This is a genomic window from Bifidobacterium sp. LH_558, from assembly GCF_056356295.1.
On the sequence record NZ_JBKETZ010000003.1, the window covers coordinates 40,381 to 58,778 of the forward strand.

Below are 18,398 nucleotides of genomic sequence, written 5' to 3' on the forward strand. Positions count from 1 at the left end.
CGGTGCCGGACATTCCAGTCCGACACCGGCCCTCAACCATATATATGGGTTGGCCGTGCGCTATTCGGTGGCTCCCACCTGACGCTTGGCTTTGAGGATCTCCGTGTTCTTGGCGACGCGATTCTTATCCAACGGATAGACGAACACCATGATCAACAGCATGACCAGGAAGAAAATCGCCGGCAGCAGCGTGGAGAAGGTGTACAGGCCGTCGAGCGTCTCCTGGCTTTGCACGGCGGTGGCACCCTCCTGATATCCAATCCAGTCGATGGACACGCCGGCGAACCATCCCGCGAACGCCTGCCCAAGCTTGCGGGCGAAGGAATAGACGGAATAGCAGGTGGCGTCCTCACGCACGCTCTTGGTCACCTCGATATCGTCGATCACATCGGTGACCATGGCGAAGACCACCAGATTGAACAGGCCGATGCCGATGAACGAGATGATGTAGATGACGATGAACAGCACCGCGTTGGTGGTGTGGAGCACATACAGCACGAACATGCCCACCGTGCCGATGGCCGCGCCGAGTATGCCGATGCCCTTGCGTCCGAGGACTTTGGTGAGCGGCTGGACGAACGGCGCCAGCACCAGCGTCATGACCACGCCGAACATATTGGCGATGGACAGCAGCTTCGCGTCGCCGAAGTAGTCGGTGTACAGGTAGTTCGCCATCTGCTGGAGGAACAGCATGGCCATCAGCAGCGCAATGGCGCTGGAGATGAGTCCCACCATGGAACGGCTGGAGACGGCGCCCTTGACCATGGCGAGAACGGATTGCAGCGGGCTCTCGCCTTCATTGGCCGTATGGTGTTCGGTTTTGACCCGCTCGACGGTCATCGAATAGCAGGTGAAATAGCAAGCCAGCGACGCGATCGCGAACACGGCGGAGACGATCATGAAGATCTGGGTGTGCTCGCCGTCGCGGATGATCTGGTTGCCGTTCTCATCGGCCGTGTAGATGATCAGCGGGGCGACGACGCCGACGATCAGTTGGGCGAAGGTGGCGCCGATGGTGCGGAACGTGGACAGCGAGGTGCGGTGCTCCGACTCGAGCGAAATCACCGAGGCCATGGAGCCGTAGGGAATATTCACGCATGAATAGAGGAATCCCCAGATGATGTACGTGACCGACATGTAGACGATTTTGACGCCCATCGACTGGTTGATGCAGAACGTCTGGTACATCAGGAACGAGAAAATCACCGCGGGCACGGCCATCTTCATCATGACGGGGCGGTATTTGCCGTGGGGGCCGGGTTTGGCCCGGTCGACCACGATGCCGACGGTGACGTCCGCGAAGGCGTCGAGAATACGCGCCACGAGGAACAGCGTGCCGACGATCGTGCCGGGGACGCCCATCACTTTGGTGTAGAACACCATCAGGAACGAGCTGGCGAAGATGAACATGAAATCGTTGCCGAAGTCGCCGAAAAGATAGCCGACTTTGTCTCGGATTCCGAAAGGACGAATGGTTGACGTTGAGGATGACATATGCCTCTCCTGATTCGCAAAAAAGTATGGAAAACCAACCCAAGGGCGTAGTTGGTCCGCCATGGGCTTGGTGTGATGATGTGATGCTGTGATGGGCGGGATGCGGCGGCATCATCCTTGAGCCGTCGCATCCCGTGTGAAAAGCGGCCGGGCAGGTGGGTCCGGCCGCTTTCGGCTACTTCTTGATTCGCTGGAGCTGCTGGTTGATATAGGCCAGCTTCTCGTTGTGGTTCTCGGCGCTTCCGCCCATCATGCCCCCTTCGGCGAGCAGGCTTTCGACGCTCTGGTTGCCCATGATGCCCAGCATGGAGGCTTTGACGCGCATGCCAGCCATGCTGCTCGCCGCGTTGGCCAGCACCTGTGCGGCCTCCTTGTTGACGAGGATCTCGTTGATGAGATCCTTCACCGAGAAGCAGGTCTCGTCGATGTCGCCGATGGCCTGAACCTCGTCGAGATTCACGTCGTCGAACCAGTTGGACACACCCGCTCCGCCATCGGGATCGACGAACACATAAGGCTCCCATGTCTCGGCGACCTTCTCGAAGGTGGTCGAATCCGTCTGGTCGCCGGCCTTGGCGCAGATGCGCGTGAATCCCTCATGCAGCGGCACATCGGCGAAGACGAACACATGCTCGCCCTCGAGCGTGGCATGCTCAGCGCCGTCCACGAACAGCGTCACGCTGGGCTGGTTGGAATACACCTTGACCGTGATGGCGTCGCCGGCGCGCTTGGCGAAACGCTTGGAGGCGATGTGCACCATCGGCTCCTTCGACCAATGCGCCTGATACACGTAGAAGGAGTCCTTGCGAATCTTGCGGTCGATGGTCACCAAGCCCTTGTTGTTGCGGCCCTTGACTCCACCCTCGTCGCGGGCGTCGCAGCCGAAGTCGAACATATTCCACACATGCGTGCCCCACAGCCACGGGCGCTGGTCGATGACGTCGGCCATATGCTCGTGGTAGAGCGCCTGGTATTCCTCGCTGTAATCGCCGCACTGGGGATCGTCGGTATGGTAGGAGACGATGCCCTCGCAACCGTATTCGGACAGGCCGAAGGAGCGGTCCGGGTGCATCGCGTGGAACTGGTCGACCCATGCCTCGTTGTCCTCCATCTTGCCGCCGTACCAGCCGAAATAGTGGTTGTAGCTGAGGATGTCGGTGATCTGGTTGTGTTCGGAGTCCATCGGCGTGCCGGACACCTGGGCCATGGTGGTCGGACGGGTGGGGTCGAGCTGATGTGCCAGGTCGTTGAGTTCCTTGAGGTTGGCGACTAGCTGGGGGCTGTCGCCTCCGATGAGGATCTCGTTGGAGATGCCCCACATGAGGATCGACGCATGGTTGAAGTTTTGGATGACGAGTTCGGTCATCTGGTGGATGCAGTCGCGGTGGGCCGCCGGATCGGCGCTCATGCGCGAGATGAACGGGATCTCCGCCCACACCACGAATCCGAAGCGGTCGCACAGGTCGTAGAAGTCCCGCGACTGCTGATAGTGGGCCAGACGAATCGTGTTCGCTCCCAGTTCGTGGATCAAAGCGGCGTCCTCGAAATGGTCGGCGTATTCGAGGGCGTTGCCCTTGCCCAGACGGTCCTGATGGCGGGAGACGCCGCGCAGTGGGGTGAGCTTGCCGTTGAGGAAGAATCCTCGGGCCGGGTCGAAGCGGAATTCGCGCACGCCGTGCGTCACCTCCACCTCGTCGACGACCTCGTTGTGGCGCACAATCGAGGCGATGACTGTGTACAGGTACGGATCCTCGGTGCCCTGCCACAGATGCGCGTCGGGAATGGTGATTTCGGTGCGCACCGAGGCGGCCGCGGGCACGGTCGCCGCCGCGACGATGTTGTCGCAATCGTCGATCACCTCGAAATACACCTGGTCGCCCTCCTGCGGGTCGCTGACCCACGCACGGGCGTCAAGCAGCGCGTTTCCGTCTTCGATGGTGGACGACACGGTGACGCCGGGGCCCGCATGATAATCGAGATCGAAATGGGTGGGATTGACCTGGACGATCCTGACGGGACGGTACAGGCCGCCATAGAAGGTGAAGTCTGCCATCTGCGGATAGATATCCGAACGTTCGGCGTTGTCCACACGCACGGCCAGTTCGTTGCGCGCCTCGGTCAGCACGTCGGTGACATCCGCCCGGAATGCTCCGTACGCGCCTTCGTGCTCGCATACTTTATGGCCGTTGACATAGACCTCGGCCACGGTCGCCGCGCCTTCGAACTCCAGATAGGTGCGTGTGCCGGGGGCGCTTTCGGGCAGCGCGAGTTCGGTCACATACCAGCAGGCGCCGCGCCAGTAGTCGGCGCCGCCGTCCTGTCCGTCGAGCGCGTTCCAGCTGTGCGGAACCGTCACTGGGCGCCAAGCATTCGCGTCGGCGTGGGTGGGGACGCCATCGATCTGGTCTTTGGTGAAAAGCCAGCCGTCATGCAGGGTTTGCGTGGTGCGCATATCACTCCTTTGTCGTGCGTATCGTGTCGATATCGCGACCGGTTACTTCGTTGTTCTCGACCGGTCGATGGGGTCAAGGCTAGAATTTCGCGCACGCCCGCCGACATGCCTTTCCATGGTTTTCCATGGGACATGTCTGTCCTCGGATGTCCGCTCTGCGTGAACATAGGCGCGGGCGAGGTCTACGATGGTGATCATGTCCGATCATGAGCAATCAGCGCGCGCCACCGATGAAGGGGAACAAGTCGGGCATGCGGTCACCATCAACGACATCGCCAAAGCCGCTGGGGTCTCCCCCGCAACGGTTTCGCGCTCGTTGTCCCGGCCCGGAAGGGTGAACGCCGAAACCGCGAACCGCGTGCGGAGCATCGCCGAAAGCCTCGGCTATCGAGCCACGAATTCGACCCTGAAGCACGATCAGACGTTGCGCGGCGCGATACTGGCGGTCGCGGCCGACTTGCGCTACCCCATTTACGCCGAGTTCCTGTACGGCATGCAAGGCCCATGCCTGTCCAAGAACTTCTGCCTGATCACCGCGGTCAGCGCCTACCATACCGACGCGGAACGCGGCATCATCGCACGATTCGCCCCTTCTGTGGACGGTATCGTGCTGATTGGCACCAGCCTGTCCGACGCGGCGATTCGCAAAGCGGCACAGATGCGTCCGCTCGTATCCATCAACAGGCAGGTGAGCGGTGTGCAATCCGTGGTCTGCGACGAGCAATACAGTCTCGACGAGGTCGTGCGCACGCTCAAAGCGCTCGGCCACACCTCGATCGAGTACGTCGCCGGTTCGGAGAGATCATGGCAGAACGGCATGCGCTGGCTGGCGCTGTTGAACGCCTGCCACAGGGAGTATGTGAGACTTCACCAGATTCCAGGTCCCAGCCGTATACTTGCGGGCGACGACGAGGTGGACCAATGGTTCGCGCCGCTGCTCGATCCTTCCGTCACCGCGGTGATCGCGTACAACGACCTCAGCGCCGAGATGATTATGAACATGTTCAAACGGCATGGTGTGGATGTGCCAGGGCGGGTTTCGGTGGTCGGCATCGACGACATTCGCGAGGACACGCTGCTCAGCCCCTCGTTGTCGAGCGTCAGCATACCGCGCGAACGTATGGGTGAATTGGCCGCGACCAAGCTGATCGAGCGTATCCTGCGCGTATCGGACGGCATCGCCCCCGTAACGGTGCGCTCCACCTTCGTGCGTCGCGACAGCATCGGCCACGCTCGTGCGGCGTAGAAAACACGGCTGGCTATAACCGGCTGGGCGGACTAGCCCGACTGCTATAAATATGTTTTATGACTCTGCTGCAACTCAAGTACATCGTCAAAATCGTCGAATGCGGCTCCATGAACGAGGCCTCGCACGCGCTGTACGTGTCACAGCCGGCGTTGAGCTCTTCGGTCAAGGAGCTGGAGAACGAGCTGGGCATCGAGATCTTCACCCGCTCCTCGCAAGGCATCGCGCTGACCGTGGACGGCGCCGAATTCCTCACCTACGCGCGTCAGGTGCTCGACCAGGCCGCCCTGCTCGAGGAGCGGTACAAGCACGCCAAGCCGCGCAAGCAGCTGTGCCAGGTCTCCACGCAGCATTACATGTTCGCGGTCGAGGCGTTCGTGAGCATGATCGAATCGCTTAAATCCGACGAATACGAGTTCACGATCCGTGAGACCCGCACGCGTGACATCATCAACCAGGTCGCCAACATGCAGTCCGAAATCGGCATCATGTACCTTTCCGACTTCAACAAGGACGTGATCGGCAAACTGCTGCGCGAGAAGCATCTGGAATTCCATCCGCTGTTCCGCGCGCCGCTGCATGTGTTCATCTCGCGCTCCAATCCGCTCGCCGGCAAGAAGGTCGTCACCATGGAAGACCTCAAGCCCTTCCCATTCATCCAATACGAGCAGGGCGAGGAGGGCTCCTTCTACTTCTACGAGGAGGCCGTCTGGCCGGATTACGCGCCCAAGCAGATCAACGTGACCGACCGCGCCACCATCCTCAACTTCATCATCGGCCTCAACGGCTACACGGTGTGCACAGGCATCGACAACGGCGATCTGAACAACGAGAAGATCATCACCGTGCCGCTCGACTCCGACGAGACCATGCTGGTCGGCTGGATCACCAACGAGCGCACGAAACTGTCCAAGGCCGCCGAAACCTATCTGGACAAGCTCAAAGGCGTGGTGGCCGCCCAAGGCTACACGCTGATCGACTAAATTCCCGCCTTTCGTGCGCTTTTCGATGCGCGAAAGGCGGTATCGTATCCTATGGGAGCCTAAAGAAGGGATACTCCATATGGATAGACAAGGGATGAAGCGACAGGCCAAGCACAACCTGCGCTCGCATTACTGGATTCTGGTCATCATCTGCCTGTTCGCGTCATTCCTCGGCGCGGAATACGGTTCGTCGATGTGGGCCACCACATATGAGGACACGAGCATGGCGAGCGTCTCGACCAGCGATCGGTTGCAGTTGCTGGTCGCGGACATCGCCACGGACAACGAAGCCGAAGCCCGCGACGAGGTGCAGCAGCGTCAGGATGAAATCAAACGTGAGGACACCATCAAGGCGTTGGGTCGTTCGCGTGGCGTGTTCTCCACCGTGCTCAACTCCTTCTCGTCGGGCGGTGTCATTTTAACCGTTTTCGACGCGATTCGATCGGTCGCGACATCGCCGAACATCGCGGTCGTGATACTGGTGGTGTTCAGTCTCGCCGTCTACACCTTCGTTTGGCTGTTCATCAAAGAGACGTATCGCATCGTCTCGCGAAGGATGGTTCTGGAAAGCCGCGTGTACGAACGTGTGCCGCTGCGCCGCTTCCTCTACCCCATCCAAACCCGTCAGTGGCCCAGGCTGGCGTGGAACATGTTCGTGCGTTACGTCTACCAATTCCTGTGGACGCTCACCATCGTCGGCGGCATCATCAAGCACTACTCCTACATCATGATGCCGTACATTCTGGCGGAGAACCCCACCATCAAGGCGAACGAGGCCATTACCTTGTCGCGGCGCATGATGAAGGGACATAAGTGGGAATGCTTCGTGGCCGAGCTGAGCTTCCTCGGTTGGAATCTGCTGAATCTGGTCTCCTTCGGTTTGGTGGGCATCTTCTATGCCAACGCATACCAAGCCGCCTTCTTTGGCGAGTACTACGCGTATCTGCGCGGTCTGGCCAAGGCGAGCGGCCTGCCCGGCAGCGAACTGATGTGTGACGTCTACCTGTTCGAGAAGCCCCAACGCGAGGTGGTGCGCTGCTCCTACAGCGACGTGGCGAGCGTGGTGGACGACGTCAGGGCCGCCGAACCGGTCGCCAAGCCGAGCGGATTCGTCGGATTCCTGTCGCAACAGCTGGGCATCCAAATCAAATCCTCCCCGCAGGTGGTTGCGTACGAGGCGTATGAGGCGCGGCAGCATATGACGCGCGATGGACGCGACATCATCGAGGCGCGCGTCTATCCGGGCAGGCTCGCCCCCGCCCCGATGCGTTTCAAAATGGAGGTGACCTCCGACCTGACCTCCGCGCGAAGCTATACGGTGCTGAATCTGGTCATGATGTTCTTCATCTTCTGCTTCGTCGGATGGCTGTGGGAGGTCAGTCTCGCGTTCATCACGGAAGGCATGTTCGTCAACCGCGGCACGCTGCATGGACCGTGGCTGCCGATCTACGGCACGGGCGGCCTCATCATCCTCGTGCTGCTCAAGCGTCTGCGTGACAAGCCGTATCTGGAGTTCATCGCCGCGGTGGTGCTGTGCGGAGTGCTGGAATACTTCTCATCCTGGTATCTGGAGATCACCCATGACGGACAGCGCTGGTGGGACTACACCGGCTACTTCCTCAACCTGAACGGCCGCATCTGCGCCGAGGGGCTGCTGACCTTCGGACTGGGTGGATTGGCGATCGTCTATCTGATCGCGCCCGCGCTCGACAACCAGCTGAGGAAACTCAATACCAAGGCGTTGGCCGTGGTGGCGATCGTTCTGCTGGCCGTCTACGTCGTCGACCAGGCGTATTCGGCGCAGCATCCGAATATCGGCGCGGGCATCACGGATTACAAGGCCTCGTCCTCGTCCGAAGTCGTCGATATGCGTATGATCACTGACCCCGGCGTCACACTTCACCAGTCCTGAGACGACTTCCGTCGTCATCGGCGTGGAGAGGCTTGCGCCTCGTTGCACTCCGCTCAGCATGACGGATAACCCTAATCAATGTCATCCTGAGCGAAACGTAGTGGAGCCGAAGGATCTCAACCGTTGCATGGTATGAGATCCTTCGGCTCCGTTCGTTTCGTGTATTCCGCTCAGGATGACGGCAAGGCGTTAGTCCCGCTCGGGATGACGGTGTTCAATTCCGCTTATAAGGCGGAGCGAGATCACGCCCCGTAGCGTTCGAGATAATCGTCGGCCGCGGCCTTGATCGCCTCGGTCACATACGGCTGGCCTTCGTCGGTCATGATGCGCTGGCCGGCCTCGAAGATCTCGCGCACGTTGGCGATGGCGAACACCGGGAATCCGAACTCCTGTTCGACGGCCTTGACTGCCGACAAATCGGAATCGCGGGTCTTCTCCATACGGTCGACGGACAGCACCAGACCCACGACCTCGACGTCCGCCTCGGCCTTGAGCTTGGGAATCACCTCGCGCACGGCGGTGCCGGCGGTCATCACATCGTCGACGAGCAGCACCTTCATGCCGTCGGTCAGCTGCGTGCCGACCATCATGCCGCCGTCGCCGTGGTCCTTTTTCTCCTTGCGGTCGAAGGTGTAGCCCACCTCCATATCGTGCGCGCCGGTCAACGCGATCGCGGTGGAGACGCCCAGCGGAATGCCCTTATAGGCCGGTCCGAACACCGTATCGATGTCGGAGGGCAGGTTGCCCGCCTCGATTTCGGCGGCGATCTTCTCGGCGTAGAACGCGCCGAGCGTGGCGATCTTACGGCCGTCGTTGAACGCGCCCGCGTTGATGAAATACGGGCTTTGACGCCCGGACTTCAACGTGAAGTCGCCGAATTTAAGCGCCTGCGATTCGAGCAGGAACTGGGTGAAGCGGATGTCAAGCGAATCGGACATCGTGCGTGCCTTTCTATGAACAAGGGTTGCTGTGGAATGATGCGTGGTTGCGTCTGCAAGGCCTGACTGCGGGCCTCGGTTGGAAAACGTCCAGCCCGCGGCCCGACAGACCGGGCTCACCGGTCAGCGCCAGGTCTGTCCCGCGGCGAGTTTGGCCGCGAGTTCGGGGCGCTCGTCCAACAGGTCGTCGAGTTCGCGGGCCACGCGCAATGGCGCGACCGGATCGAACAGGGCGGCCGCGCCGACCTCGACGGCGTTCGCGCCGGCGTACAGGTATTCGAGCGCCTTCTCGCCGGTGTCGACGCCGCCGATACCGATGATCGGCACATCGGGAAGCGCCGTGCGCACGCGGTAGACCGCGGCCAGGCCGACGGGCAGCACCGCAGGTCCCGAGACGCCGCCGGTGACATGCGCGATGACGGGCTCGCCGGTGCGCGTGTCGATGCGCATACCCAACAACGTGTTGATCATGCTCAACGCGTCGGCGCCGGCCTCGACGGCGGCGCGGGCGGGCACGGTGATGTCGGTGACGTTCGGCGTGAGCTTGACGATCATCGGCTTGTCGGTCATGGCGCGCAGGCGGGTGATGAGCTTGCTCAACGCCACCGGATCGGTGCCCACGCTCATGCCGCCGTGGGTCACGTTCGGGCAGCTCACGTTGATCTCCAGCATATCGGCGGGAGAGTCGGCGAGTTTGGCCACGACTTCGGCGTAGTCGTCATCGCTGTGGCCCGCCACGTTGGCGATGACGTTCGCGCCGATCGCCTTGAGCTTGGGCAGATCGTCGACGAGATAATGGTCGACGCCGGGATTCTGCAGACCCACCGCGTTGAGATTGCTGCCGGGCCCCTCCGCGGTGCGCGGGGAGGGATTGCCCTCCCACGGCACGGGCGAGACGCCCTTGGTGCAGACGGCGCCGAGTTGGCTCACATCATAGAACCAGCGTACGGCGGCGTATTGGAAGGTGCCGGAGGCGGTGCCGACCGGATTCTTCCACGGCACGCCCGCCACGACGGTCGGATGCTTCCATTCGTGATCCTCGTACAGGTTGATGTGCTTGGCTTCGCTCATCTCACTCACCCCATCCCAGTTGTTCGCGCGTGAACACCGGACCGTCGGCGCACACTTTAAGCCGTCCGTCCACGGTGTCGACGGTGCACAGCACGCAGGTGCCGAAACCGCAGCCCATACGCTGCTCCATGCTCAGCTGGCATGCGAGCGAACGCTTGGCGGCCCATGCGGCGACGGCCTTCATCATCGGCAGCGGACCGCAGGAGAGGATCACCGTCTCCAGTCCGTCCGCCGCGAGCTTGCCGTCGGCTTCCAGTTGGTCGAGCAGGGTGACCACGTTGCCGTGCGCGTTGTCGATGCTGACCGTGTGATCGGCGTATCGCGCGAACACGTCGTCCGCGAACCGCACGTCGCGGTAGCCGACCACGGCGGTGGTCGTCGTCTGCTCGTCGGCGGCGAGATGCTGTGCGGCGCGCACCAGCGGTGGCACGCCGAGTCCACCCGCCACCAGCAGATAATGCGCCGGGGCTTTCGTATTGAACGGCCTGCCGAGCGGGCCGAGCACGTCGACCGTGTCGCCGGCCTGGTATTGTGCGAATTCGGCGGTGCCCTCGCCCACCACGGCGAAGATGACGCTCACCTCGTCGCCGTTGATCTCGCTGACGCCGAACGGGCGCGGCATCAGACGCATCGGATCCTTGGTGTACAGGTTTACGAACTGCGCCGGCTTCGCATGCGCGGCGATATACGGGTCGTGGAAGGCCAGCCGAACGACGCCGGGCGTGAGCTCCGTGACGTCGGTGATCTCGACGGTGTGGCGTGGCGGGAAGTATCCGGCCTGCACGGCCTCGGCCACCACGTCGGCCGTTGGGGTGAAGGTTGCCATTGCTCTCCTTGTGTGTGGTTGTGCGGAAGAATACGAAAACGGGAGTCTGCCGGCCTCTTACAGCACCATGCGCAGATTGTCGCGCATATCGATGGCCGCTTCGCGCGCGGTGGCCGCGACCAGTTCGAGCGCCTCGTCGGCGGACATGGACTCGCGGTACTCCCCCGACTTCTTCCATGCGCCGATGATGCCGCGCGAGGAGTTGACGATCGCGCCGGAGCCGTCGCGGTCGAACATGCCGCGCACGTCGGCGGCCGTGCCGCCCTGAGCGCCGTAGCCCGGCACCAGGAAGAAGGTGTGCGGCATGCGCTTGCGCAGGGCCTTGCCCTCCTCGGGATGCGTGGCGCCGACCACCGCGCCGACGCGGGAATAGCCGTGGCTTCCGACTGTTTCGGCTCCCCAGCTTTCGACCAGGTCGGCCATATGCTCGTACACCTTCTTGCCGTCGGCCAGATCGAGCATCTGCAGTTCGCTGCTCGACGGGTTGGAGGTGCGCACCAGCACGAACACGTCCTTGTCGGCCTGCTCGGCCGCGTCGACAAAGGGGGTGATGCCGTCGGTGCCGAGATAGGGGTTGATGGTGACCGCGTCGATATTCCACGGATCGTACGTGCCGTCGCCGGCGGCCACGCCGCTGAGCATATGCGCGTAGGCGGCGGCCGTCGAGCCGATGTCGCCGCGTTTGACGTCGGCCAGCACGTACAGGCCCTGCTGTTTGGCGTATTCGCAGGTCATCGTGTACACGTCGATGCCGGCGGGGCCGAGCGCCTCATACATGGCGATTTGCGGTTTGACGGCCGGCACGATATCAGCCACGGCGTCGATGATCGTACGGTTGAATTCGAAGTAGGCGACGGCGAGCTGTGCGGCGGGTGCCTCCTCGGGCGTCTCCACGGAGTCGCGCACCTCGTCGGCGAAGCTGGCCACCACCTGCGGGGGCACCAGCGCCTCGGTCGGGTCGAGCCCGACGACGCTGGGATTCTGGGTGGCGTTGATGGCTGCGATCAGACGATCCATAGGTGGTCCTTTCTGTGCCGGATCGGCGGTGGCTTGAATGCGGATGAAGTCGTTGCTACAGGCGGCTGAACGTCAGCGCTGCGTTGATGATCGTGGCGAGCGGACGGCCGGTGACCTGCCATCCTCCGAACGGGGTGTTGCGCGCCTGCGAATGGAATCGTTCGGGCTCGACGGTCCATTCGGCGGCGGTGTCGAGCACGACCAGATCCACATCGACTGGATCGGCGACCTGGGTCAGGTCGAGCACACGCTTGGCATCCGGTTCGCGCGAGGCGTCCGTCTCCGCGTCGAGCAGGGCGGCGATATTCGTCGGTGTGTGCCCCATCAGCCGCGCCGGGGCTACCGACATGAGTTCGATCAGCCGCGCGTCGGAGATATGGCCGCCGTCGACCAGCACCTTGTGGCATACGCCGTATGCGCATTCCAGACCGATGATGCCGTTGGGCGCTTCAAGGAAGCCGAGCGCCTTCTCGTCCAACGTGTGCGGGGCGTGGTCGGTGGCGAGCAGATCCACGGTGCCGTCCGCCACGGCGGCGATGGTGGCCAGTCGGTCGGCTCGCCCACGCAGCGGCGGATTCATTTTGGCGAGCGTGCCGTATTCGAGCAGGGCCTCATCGCACAGGGCGAGATAGTGCGGCGCGGTCTCGCAGGTGATCGGCAATCCCTCGGCTTTGGCCGCGCGGATCGCCTCGAAGGAGATCGCGGTGCTCACATGCTGGAAATGCACATGCACGCCGGTTTCGCGCGCCTTTTCGATATCGCGCCGCACGATGTTGAGTTCGGTGTCTTCGGGAATGCCGGGCACGCCGAGTTTGCGTGAGACGGGGCCGTCGTTCACCGCGCCCGTGTCGTGATGCTCGCAATGCTCGATGAGATACAGTCCGCTTTCGCGCGTGTTGGCGAACACCTGGTCGAGGATCTGCGGGGTGACGGCCGAACCGTCGTCGCTGATCGCGGTGACCGGATGCGCGAGCTGGTCGGCGTCCTTCGCCTCGTCGTTGACTCCGGGCAGATAGCCGATCCAATCGTTGAGCTCGCTGGCCTCGCGCCCGTCGCGTCCCTTGGAGGCGCATACGCACAGATCGTATTTCACCGGCAGTGAGACGTTATGCGCGGCCTCGTAATGCTGCAGGAAGTCGATCACATTGTCGTATCCGGCGTCCAGCACCTCCTTCGCGCCCGGAGCGTTCGGATCAGTGATGGTCGCGCCGTCCATCGCGGGCACGGTGTTCGGCATGATAAGCACGTTGGTGTAGCCGCCGGAGGCCGCAGCCGCGCAACCGGAGACCATGGACTCCTTGTACGTCTGTCCGGGATCGCGGAAGTGCACGTGGGGGTCGGCGAAGCCGGGGGCGAGCGTCAGACCCGTGGCGTCGATGTCGATGACGCCGTCGCTTGGCGAATCCTGTTCCCCGCTGAGAGCGCCATCCGCTTCGGCGAGCAGGTTGGGAGAGGTTTCGACCTTGAGGTCGATGATCTCATCGGTGTCCCACACGCTGATGCCATGGAAAACGATCGTGGTCATATCGGCTCCTTTCGCCCGCGGCCCGTCTGCGGGCACCCGTGGCGTCGTTCGGTCGTTCTGTTTGCAGGCCGCCCGTCGCGAAACGGGAGGCCTGGTTCGCGGTTCGCTTACAGTTTGGCTTCCTCGTCGCAGTAGTCGCAGCGGTACTCCTGCCGTTCGGAATGCGCCAGATGGAACATCTGCTTGATGCCGCGTTCGGTGGTGGTCACGCAGCGCGGATTCTTGCAGGTGATGACGTCGACGATATGCTCGGGCAGCTGCGGGTCGCGCTTCTCGATGATCTTGCCGTCGCGCACGAAACCGACGGTCGCCTGACGCGCCACCAGTCCCAGCACTTCGAGATCCACGTCGAGCGCGTCTTCGATTTTGATGATGTCCTTGGTGCCGTAGGTGGGGCTGTCGGCGTTCATGATCAGAGCGAGGCGGGTTTTCGCCGGGTCGATATGCAGGTAGCGGAGCACCTTCAGCGCGGTGCCGGCCGGCACATGGTCGATGATGATGCCGTTTTGGACGCTGGTGACTTCCATCAGGCGAGCACCTCCTTGTTCGCGAATTCCTCATATCCGGGCAGTTCGTCGCCCACCACCGAGCTTTCGAGCGCCATGCGCATCAGCACGCCGTTCTTGACCTGTTCGAAGTAGGCTGCGCGCGGGTCGTCGTCCACTTCGACCGCGATCTCGTTGACGCGCGGCAGCGGGTGGAGCACGGCCATATCGGGCTTGGCGAGGGCCATCTTCTCCTCGTCGAGGATGTAGGTGTCGCGCAGGCGCAGGTAGTCGTCCTCATTGAAGAAGCGTTCCTTCTGCACGCGCGTCATGTACAGCACGTCCAAATCGCCCATCACGGACGCCAGATCGCGCACCTCCACATAGGAGCAGGATTCCGTGGCGTTGATGCGGTCGAGCACGTACTGCGGCGTGGTGAGCTCGTTGGGGCTGACCAGCACGAACCGCACGTTGCCGAAGCGGCACAGTGTTTCGATCAGCGAGTGCACGGTGCGTCCGAAGGTCAGGTCGCCGCACAGGCCGACGGTCAGATCGGTGATGCGGCCGAAACGCGAACGCATGGTGGCCAGATCGGCCAGCGTCTGCGTGGGATGCATGTGTCCGCCGTCGCCTGCGTTGATCACCGGAACGGAGGAGGCCTGCGAGGCGACCAGCGCCGCGCCTTCCTTCGGATGGCGGATGGCGACCACATCGACGTAATTCGAGACGGTTTTCAGGGTGTCGGCGATGGATTCGCCCTTGGTCACGGACGCCAGCTGGGAGCCCGCGAAACCGATCACCTGGCCGCCGAGGCGCAGCATGGCGGTTTCGAAGCTCAGGCGCGTGCGGGTGCTCGGTTCGTAGAACAGTGTGGCGATGACGCGGCCGTCGCAGGTGTGCGCCACCTCACGGCGGTGGGAATCGATGTATTCCGCTTTGCGCAGCAGGTCGAGGATCTGATCGGTGGACAGGTCGTCCAATGTGACGACGCTTTTGCCTTTCATCGGCGTGGGGGAAAACTCACTGACAGCGCCCGTTTCGGCGGATGTCTTGTGCTCAGCAGACAACGGCTCACCTTTCGTGTCGGGAAGGCGGCCACGTGATGTGACCTAATCAAATGTACGCCATTTTCCCGACAGAACCCGTTTACCGCATGTTCCCACGCCGAACGTGTCGCGACGCGCGTGAGCCGGTCCTTATTCCTCCTCGGTGACGCCGTAGAACAGGCGTTGGGTGATGGCGCGGCATCGGCGCATCACGGAGAGCAGATCGTTCTCGAAATGCTGCCCGCGGTTCGCGTCGTAGCCGAGATAGACGGCGATTCCGCCCAGCGAATACATGTCGTCCGGCAGGATGTCCGCCTGGGCCGCGCGGCCGCTCCACAGGTAGCTGCCGTTGCGCGCCGCCGTGCACAATCGCCACGCCTTGCGCAGCTGGATTGCATCGGCCGTTTCGATGAGCTTGCGCCGCTCCAGCACGTCCAAGGCCTGCAGGGTGCCGTTCACGCGCAGCTCGCGCACGTCGCCGGCATGGCGCAATTGCAGCAGCTGCACGGTCCACTCCACGTCGGACAGGCCGCCTTTGCCGAGTTTCAGATGCCTCTCGCGCCTCACGCCTCGAGGCAGACGCTCCGCCTCCATACGCGCTTTGAGCTTGCGGATGTCCGCCAGTTCGGTTTCGCTCAGATCGACGTGCGGGTAGCGCAGCGGATCGGCGATGTTGGTCAGGAAGTCGTATGCGAGTTCGGCGTCGCCGGCCGCATGGCGCGCGCGCAGCAGCGCCTGATGCTCCCATGTGCTCGCCCACGAACGGTAATACTCCTCGCAGGAGGCGTAGGATCGCACCAGCGGCCCGTTCTTGCCTTCTGGGCGCAGGTCCAGATCGAGTTCGATCTTCGGCTCCAAAGTGGTGGGGCCTTGCAGAATCGCGCGCAGATCGTCGGTCACCTTGCGTGCGAAACGGTTCGCTTCGGCATCGTCGGCGTCGTTCGGGCGGTAGACGATCATGGCGTCCGCGTCGGAGCTGAAGTTCACCTCGCGCCCGCCATAGCGGCCCATGCCGATCACCGCGATGGCCGCCGGCGGCCGGTCGAGGCCGAATTCGCGGCATTGGTGGCGCATCGACCAGGTCAGGGCCGCGTCGATGATCGCGTCATACACGTCGGTCATGCCGGCGAGGCTTTCGTCGTCGCTCATCACGCCGCTCATCCACGCCAAGCCGATGCGTTCGATCTCATGGCGGCGCATCGCGCGCATGGAGGTCGCGAAATCGTTGATGTTGTTCGCATTGCGTTCCAGCGAAGAACGGCATTGCACGTCAAGGCTGTCGCGCGTGCGGGCCCTGAGCCGGTCGTCGTCGCCCAGCCAGGTGACCGATTCGACCGACTTGTTGAGCGCGTCGCCGAGGAAGCGCGAATTCGACAGCACATGGCACAGTCTCTGCGCGGCGGAGGTGGAGTCGCGCAGGAAGCCGAGATACTCGCTTTCCGTGCCGAAATGCTCCTCCAGCTTGCGCCAGTTGAGCAATCCCATATCGGGATTCTGCCCCTGCCCCAGCCATTCGAGCACAGCGGGCAGGATGATGCGGTTGATCTTCGCCGCCCGGCTGACTCCGGCGGTCAGCGCGACCACATGACGCATGGCCGCGTCCGGATCGCCGAATCCGATGGACGCGAATCGCTCCTGCGTGGCCTGCTGGCTCAGTTCGATCTGATCCTCGTCAAGCTGAGCGTTGATGGGCAGCATGGGGCGGTAGTAGATGTCGAGATGCAGGTGGCGCACCTCGCGGCGCACCTCGTCATACCGGTTGACCAGCTCTTCGGGATGCAGCCGGAACGTGCGGGCCAACCGTCGCAGCTCCTGATTGCGGTTCAACTCGTCGACGTCGATATCACGCTTGCGCTCCAGTCCGCCCAGACTGGCGGCTCCGAGGTCGGGGAACAGATGGGTACGTTTGAGCGCCCACATCTGCTGACGGTGCTCCATCACCCGCTCGAAACGGTAGTCCGCGGCCAGCCGGGCCGCCTGCTTGCGCGAGACGTATCCGCCTTCGGACAGCCGCTGCAACGATTCCAACGTGGAACGGGTGCGTAGGTTCTCATCGGTGCGTCCGTGCACCAGCTGGAGCATCTGCACGGTGAACTCCACGTCGCGCAGGCCGCCCTTGCCGAGTTTGATCTCGCGGTCCTTCAACGCGGCCGGAATCAGATCCTCCACACGTTTGCGCATCTGCTGGCAGTCGTAGACGAAGTTGGGCCGTTTCGAGGCGGACCATACGAACGGCCGGGTCATCGCCATATATGCCTCGCCGAGCTCGGGGTCGCCCGCCACCGGACGGGCTTTGAGCAGCGCCTGGAACTCCCAGTTCTCCGCCCACTGCTCGTAATAGCCCTGATGCGAATCGAGCCTGCGCACCAGCGGACCGTCCTTGCCTTCGGGCCGCAATCCCCCGTCGATCTGCCAGAGGGTCGGCTCGGCCACGCCCATGATCACCGATTGGCAGACGCGCTGCAGCATGGTGCCCATTTTGGTGCCGATACGGGTGAGCGTCTGGCCATCGATTTCGTGGTCGGCCGGTTCGACCACGTAGATCAGGTCGACGTCGGAGACGTAGTTGAGTTCCTGCGCGCCGAGTTTGCCCATGCCGATGATGGTGAAACGCACATGCTCGCTGCCTGGCACCTCATGGCGGGCGATGGCCAGCGCGCCTTCGAGTGCCGCGTCGGCCAGATCGGACAGTTCGCGGCTGATGGTCGGCTGGATGGCGCACGGGTCGTCGGCGACCGCGTCCTGCGCCATGATGGCGGCGAGTTGGCGGCGGTAGGTGCCGCGCAACGCGGTCGCGGCGGCAGCCAGATCCTTGGTCGCGACCGGCGCGGCCGGCTCGTTCGGATCGGCGCCGACAGCGGCGAGCATATGGGCACGGCGTTGCGCATGGTTGTACAGGTGGCTGTCGCAACGGTCCACGGAGGCGGCTTCGACCAGTTCGGGGCGGAAGCGCATAAGCTTGCCGAGCGCGTCGGATACGCCGAGCACCGTGACCAGCCGTTCGAAGGCGGCCCGGTCGGGCAGCATATCCTCGACCCGCCGGCCTTGGCTTTGCATGGCGTTGATGATGTCGACGACGTTGCGCAACGCCCCATCGGGATCGCAGGCCTTCTCCAGCGCCTTCAGCAGCAGGCGCAATCCGTCGTCGGGCACGCCTCCCGCGCGCAGGGCGTCGAACAGCGAGCGGGCGTCATCGAGGTTCTGCAATCCCGCGCGGATCAGGTCCATGGCGCGGGGGCTGAAGGTCGTCGGTTCCATGGTTCCTTATGGTAATACACTCGTTTTCGCGCATCCGCCGACCGTCGCGCATACCGGACGCCCGATATTGCCGCGGGACTCGGCCTCACATATGAATGTCGCCCCGATCCTTGCATGGAATCGGGGCGACATAAGTGCGCGTGTG

General features: G+C 62.9%; 13 protein-coding genes. 3 read left to right on the forward strand and 10 right to left on the reverse strand.

Annotated elements, in window-relative coordinates; translation table 11 throughout:
- Positions 1-60: 60 nt before the first annotated feature.
- Positions 61-1,494: an MFS transporter gene (locus AC1AV0_RS05025; protein ID WP_476571726.1), complete on the reverse strand. Its 1,434-nt coding sequence runs from the start codon at positions 1,492-1,494 to the stop codon at positions 61-63.
- Positions 1,495-1,669: 175 nt separating this feature from the next.
- A complete protein-coding gene (locus tag AC1AV0_RS05030) occupies positions 1,670-3,946 on the reverse strand; it encodes a glycoside hydrolase family 2 protein (protein ID WP_476571728.1) in 2,277 nt (758 codons plus the stop codon).
- A 196-nt stretch (positions 3,947-4,142) separates the two neighbouring features.
- On the opposite strand from AC1AV0_RS05030, the gene AC1AV0_RS05035 reads away from it, so the two are divergent.
- From AC1AV0_RS05035 to AC1AV0_RS05045, 3 genes are all read left to right on the forward strand, one after another.
- Entirely contained in the window at positions 4,143-5,192 is a 1,050-nt protein-coding gene (locus AC1AV0_RS05035) for a LacI family DNA-binding transcriptional regulator (protein WP_476571730.1), read from the forward strand.
- Positions 5,193-5,251: 59 nt separating this feature from the next.
- Complete coding sequence (locus AC1AV0_RS05040; protein WP_476571732.1) at positions 5,252-6,175, forward strand: LysR family transcriptional regulator; 924 nt, start codon at positions 5,252-5,254, stop codon at positions 6,173-6,175.
- 79 nt (positions 6,176-6,254) lie between these two features.
- Positions 6,255-8,087, forward strand: a complete 1,833-nt coding sequence (locus tag AC1AV0_RS05045) for a DUF975 family protein (protein ID WP_476571734.1) — start codon at positions 6,255-6,257, stop codon at positions 8,085-8,087.
- Between the two features lie 242 nt (positions 8,088-8,329).
- Here AC1AV0_RS05045 and pyrE read toward each other — a convergent pair whose 3' ends face one another.
- The 8 genes from pyrE to AC1AV0_RS05085 all read right to left on the reverse strand — a co-directional run bounded on the left by pyrE (position 8,330) and on the right by AC1AV0_RS05085 (position 18,253).
- On the reverse strand, positions 8,330-9,025 hold the full coding sequence (gene pyrE, locus AC1AV0_RS05050; RefSeq protein ID WP_476571736.1) for an orotate phosphoribosyltransferase: 696 nt from the start codon (positions 9,023-9,025) through the stop codon (positions 8,330-8,332).
- A 123-nt stretch (positions 9,026-9,148) separates the two neighbouring features.
- Positions 9,149-10,096 carry a dihydroorotate dehydrogenase gene (locus AC1AV0_RS05055; protein WP_476571738.1) on the reverse strand — a complete coding sequence of 316 codons (948 nt, stop codon included), beginning with the start codon at positions 10,094-10,096 and terminating at the stop codon, positions 9,149-9,151.
- A 1-nt stretch (position 10,097) separates the two neighbouring features.
- Positions 10,098-10,922 carry a dihydroorotate dehydrogenase electron transfer subunit gene (locus AC1AV0_RS05060; RefSeq protein ID WP_476571740.1) on the reverse strand — a complete coding sequence of 275 codons (825 nt, stop codon included), beginning with the start codon at positions 10,920-10,922 and terminating at the stop codon, positions 10,098-10,100.
- Positions 10,923-10,979: 57 nt separating this feature from the next.
- Entirely contained in the window at positions 10,980-11,939 is a 960-nt protein-coding gene (gene pyrF, locus AC1AV0_RS05065) for an orotidine-5'-phosphate decarboxylase (RefSeq protein ID WP_476571742.1), read from the reverse strand.
- Positions 11,940-11,994: 55 nt separating this feature from the next.
- Positions 11,995-13,464 carry a dihydroorotase gene (locus AC1AV0_RS05070; RefSeq protein WP_476571744.1) on the reverse strand — a complete coding sequence of 490 codons (1,470 nt, stop codon included), beginning with the start codon at positions 13,462-13,464 and terminating at the stop codon, positions 11,995-11,997.
- A 107-nt stretch (positions 13,465-13,571) separates the two neighbouring features.
- A complete protein-coding gene (locus AC1AV0_RS05075) occupies positions 13,572-13,991 on the reverse strand; it encodes an aspartate carbamoyltransferase regulatory subunit (protein ID WP_476571746.1) in 420 nt (139 codons plus the stop codon).
- The gene (pyrB, locus tag AC1AV0_RS05080) at positions 13,991-14,953 is read right to left on the reverse strand and encodes an aspartate carbamoyltransferase (protein WP_476572217.1); all 963 of its coding nucleotides are present in this window, start codon (positions 14,951-14,953) and stop codon (positions 13,991-13,993) included. The genes AC1AV0_RS05075 and pyrB overlap by 1 nt, the downstream gene beginning before the upstream one ends.
- A gap of 192 nt (positions 14,954-15,145) precedes the next feature.
- Positions 15,146-18,253, reverse strand: a complete 3,108-nt coding sequence (locus AC1AV0_RS05085; RefSeq protein WP_476571748.1) for a bifunctional [glutamine synthetase] adenylyltransferase/[glutamine synthetase]-adenylyl-L-tyrosine phosphorylase — start codon at positions 18,251-18,253, stop codon at positions 15,146-15,148.
- Between the last annotated feature and the right edge of the window lie 145 nt (positions 18,254-18,398).